Source organism: Mesorhizobium sp. B2-7-1 (assembly GCF_006440735.1).
Taxonomy (GTDB): domain Bacteria; phylum Pseudomonadota; class Alphaproteobacteria; order Rhizobiales; family Rhizobiaceae; genus Mesorhizobium.
The window spans coordinates 1-4034 of the sequence record NZ_VFUA01000195.1 but is presented as its reverse complement, the minus strand read 5'-3'; the positions used below and the strand labels follow the sequence as shown (position 1 = coordinate 4034).

Below are 4034 nucleotides of genomic sequence, written 5' to 3'. Positions count from 1 at the left end.
GCTGATCGACGGCATCGATATCCGCCAATACCATCCCTCGGAGGTCCGCGCCGCGGTCGGCATCGTCGCGCAGGCCGGCGACCTGTTTTCGGGAACCATCAAGGAGAACCTCTTGATGGCGGCGCCGGAAGCGACCGACGAGGAGATCATCGACGCCGCGAAAGCCGCCGGCGTCGACGACTTCGTCTCGCGGCATCCGCGCGGCTACGACATGAATGTCGGCGAGCGGGGCACCAATCTTTCGGGCGGGCAAAGGCAGGCCGTGGCAATCGCGCGACTGCTCTTGACCAAGCCGAAGATCGTCTTCCTGGACGAGCCGTCGGGTTCGATGGACCTCGCTTCCGAACGGCAGTTGATCAAGCAGCTCAAGGTGGCGTTCGACCGCAGCACGACGCTGATCGTGTCGACCCATCGCTACAGCATGCTGGAGCTTGCCGACCGCCTCATCGTCATCGACCAGGGCCGCGTCGTCGCCGACGGGCCGAAGGAACAAGTCATCCAGGCACTGCAAAAGGCAAATGCCTGACCGGAACGTATGGACATGCTTGCAAGGGAAGACCGGCCACCACTTTTCGCCTCGGCGTCCGTCTATATCATCGGGGCGCTGTTCGTGTGCTTCACTGCCTGGGCATCCTTTGCCGAGGTCGATGAGATAGCGCGCGGCGAAGGCAAGGTCATTCCCGCTTCGAAGACGCAGATTATCCAAGCCAGCGAAGCCGGCGTGGTGCAGGAGATCGCCGTCCAAATCGGCCAGACCGTCAAGAAGAACGACCTCATCATCCGCCTCGACAACTCGGGCAACACGTCGAGCCTCGGCGAGGAGAAGGCCAAGGCGCGAGCGCTGCAAGCGCGCATCGCACGGCTGCAGTTCGAGCAGAGCGGCAATGTCGAAGGATCGTTCCCCTGCCCCGCCGAGATCCAGAAGGCCGCGCCGGAAATCTGCGACAACGAGCAAAAGCTGCTCGTCGCCCGCCGCGACAATTTCGAGGTGAAGCTGTCGGTTCTCAAATCGCGTCTCGACCAGCGCGAGAAGGAACTGGACGAGGCCGGCGCCAACGCCGATCGCCTGTCCAAGAGCCTGGCCGTCACCGACCAGGAAGCGGCGCTGGTCGAACCCATGGTCAAGAAGGGCCTGATGGCCAAGACCGAGCAGATCCGCGTCGAGCGGGAACAGACCGACCTTCACGGACAGCTGACCCTTGCCGGAGAGACGATCAAGAAGGGCAAGGCGGCGATCACCGAGGCACAGCTTCAGGTGAGCGAATTGGGTCTGCAACTGCAGCAGGAAGCGTTGAGCGACCTGACGCAAGCGCTCGCCGATCTTTCCGTGGTCGACGAAACCATCCGCGGCGCCACCGACGCGGTGGCGCGCACCGACATCCGCTCGCCGGTCGACGGCATCGTCAACACGCTCGACGTCAACACGCTCGGCGCCTTCGTCCAGCCAGGCGCGGTCGTGGCCGGCATCGTGCCGACCTCCGAGACGCTGCTGGTGGAGGCGCGGGTTTCGCCGCGCGACGTCGCCTTCATCCAGCCGGACCAGCAGGCGCTGATCAAGGTCACGGCCTATGATTTCTCGATCTTCGGCGGCATCGAGGGCAAGGTCTCCAACATCACCGCCGACAGCCTCGTCGACCAGAAGACGGGCGAGCCCTACTATCAGGTGCGGGTCGCGACCGAGAAGTCGACGCTGACCAGGAACGGCAAGACCTATTCGATCATCCCTGGCATGATCTGCTCGGTCGACATCAAGACCGGACGCAAGACGATCCTCAACTATCTTTTGAAGCCCATCAACAAGGCGCGTCAGGAGGCGATGAGTGAGCGATAGCGCCATCCACCACCCGGACACTTCGCGCGAAAGGCTGCTGCCGGCGCTCGCGGCCGAGGATTTCGGCCCGGAATTCCGCGTCGTGGCGCGCGGCGGCGTGCGTCGTGGCATCCGGCTGGAGCGCGCCTTCTGGGTGTCGCTGAAGCAGATGGCCGAAAGCCGCAAATGCACGATCGGCATGCTGGTCGAGGAGATCGCCGAACACCATCCCGACCAGGGCAATCTCACCTCGGCGATCCGGGTCACCTGCATGCGCGGCCTTGCCGAGGAAAGCATGGAGCTGCGCAAGCTCGCTTCGATCCGCACGATCAATGCGATCCTGGTCGCCTGCCCCTCGCCCGCCTTCGCGCTGTCGTCGTCGAAGAAGATCCTGGCCTTCAACGCGCCGTTCCAGCAACTGGTCAGGCGCCAGTTGCCGAGCGCGCCCGGCGAGGATGGGCGGCAGGACCTGAAGCTGGCGCTCGATCTCAACGTTCCCGACATCTTCGCCCGGCTCGACGCCAATGGCGAGACGCCGGTCACCAGCGGCTTCGTCATCGGCGCCGGCGAGCGCCGCTATCGCGGCCAGCTCAGCGCCGTGCGCGCGCCCGTCACCGAGCCGGAACTGCTGATGGCTTTCGTCTTCAACGGCTAGTTCCTCAACACAGAAGTTTTGACCGGTTGGTTAGTGTGCGTTGGCAGATCCCCGGCCTTGGCGATTGGCCGAGACGCCTATCGCGATCGTCATCCACGGGCGGAGCAAGGAGCGAAGCGACGCGCGCAGACCCGAGGATCCATGCCGTGACTTGGAAGCGCCGCGGCGGTCCGGAATTCGGCACCGTTGCACACTTCGATCCAGGTAACGGAATGGATTCCAGGGTCTGCGCGCGTCGTGGCTTCGCTCGCCGGAGCTTGCGCGACAACAAGCAAATGGGCAGTTTCCGCGTTTCCGGAAACGTTTAGCCGCCCCGATCTACCGCCTGAGATCCGAAGCCACTGATGGTTCAGGCGCGCCTTCGCCGGGTGCCACCGTCGTGAAGCCGCCGGCGATATCGGCGATCTGCGCGCCGGACTTCGACCCGTGGATCCAGGCGCGATCGGTGCTGAAGGAATAGAGCGGAACATAGTCGGGCAGATCGCTGTCGCGCATGACGGCGTTGCCGAGGCTGTCGAGGATGAAGGCGCCGCTTCCCGTGCTTACCGACAGGACGGCATGGAAGAACTTGCGGCGACGATCCTGGAGCACCACCAGCGACATGCTCTGCGCCGGGATCCCGGCCCTGAGCAGCGCCGCCATCTTCAGTATGGCGAAATCCTCGCAATCGCCGGCGCGATGCTCGAGAATTTCCGAAGGCTTCGCCCAGTAGTCGAGCTTGCCGTAGACGACGCTGTCCTTGCGATAGGCGATCAGCCGGTTGATGCTGCTGTTGACGAAGGAAAGCTTCTCGCGAAATCCCTTGTCGGCGGCAATCTTGATGATCTCGGTGAAGGCCGGGCTCTCGCGGTCGCAGACGCTGCCCGCGGTGCAATCGACGATGGCTTTGTAGACGGGAGCCCAGCGCGCCGCGACCGGGAAGTTGCGCATCGACAAAGCGACCGAGCCGAAGACACCGGGGATGATCGCGGCGGTCTGGATCGGGTCGATGCCGGGCTCGGCCGTGGCGATCGACTGCGCTTCAACCTGATAAGGTACAGTCGGCGTATAGCCCGTCGAAACGTCCGCGATCCGGTAAGCGGCGGCCAGCTGCCAGGAATGCGGCCGGGCCAGCGAAACGCCGCCGAGACTCGCCGGCGCAAGCACCTTCTGCAGAGCTGGGTTCACACTGGCGGATGATGGAATTGCCTGAACGGCAAGGCCGACCGCCAGCAAGAGTACCTTGATCCCCGTCATGCCCGGGGCTGCTTTTTGTATTTTCATAACGCCCACCTTTGACTGTGGACGCTACCAATCTTGTCTCAAATTATCGGAAAGGAAGGTGGGTAAATTTCCGCGAATCACTCTATTCTATTTTCCATCAAATTTTATTCAAATTTATACTTTCATTTACCAAGCCAGCTCGACGCGCCGCGGCCACTCCCGCATCCGTCAAGATCATGCATAACTGCATATATCATCACGATTTACCAAGTGTAAAAAATGCGATTCTCTACATATTCGAATATATGAAATGGATTGACCGTCTGTTGCAAAGTCCGGGCATGACGGGGATCAAGGTACTCTTGC

The 4034-nt window shown here is 62.4% G+C and carries 4 protein-coding genes; 3 read left to right on the top strand and 1 reads right to left on the bottom strand.

What is annotated here, in order from left to right:
* The 3 genes from FJ471_RS34190 to FJ471_RS34180 form a co-directional block, all read left to right on the top strand.
* A partial coding sequence (locus tag FJ471_RS34190) for an ATP-binding cassette domain-containing protein (RefSeq protein ID WP_140811198.1) occupies nucleotides 1-526 on the top strand: 526 nt, incomplete at its 5' end.
* 15 nt (nucleotides 527-541) lie between these two features.
* Nucleotides 542-1831, top strand: coding sequence for an HlyD family type I secretion periplasmic adaptor subunit (locus FJ471_RS34185; RefSeq protein ID WP_140811196.1), 1290 nt, complete (start codon nucleotides 542-544; stop codon nucleotides 1829-1831).
* Nucleotides 1821-2465, top strand: a complete 645-nt coding sequence (locus FJ471_RS34180; RefSeq protein WP_246684920.1) for a ribbon-helix-helix domain-containing protein — start codon at nucleotides 1821-1823, stop codon at nucleotides 2463-2465. Before FJ471_RS34185 ends, FJ471_RS34180 begins: the two co-directional genes overlap by 11 nt.
* A gap of 318 nt (nucleotides 2466-2783) precedes the next feature.
* On the opposite strand, the gene FJ471_RS34175 is transcribed toward FJ471_RS34180, so the two are convergent.
* Entirely contained in the window at nucleotides 2784-3701 is a 918-nt protein-coding gene (locus FJ471_RS34175) for a transglutaminase-like cysteine peptidase (protein WP_348643399.1), read from the bottom strand.
* Nucleotides 3702-4034: the final 333 nt, after the last annotated feature.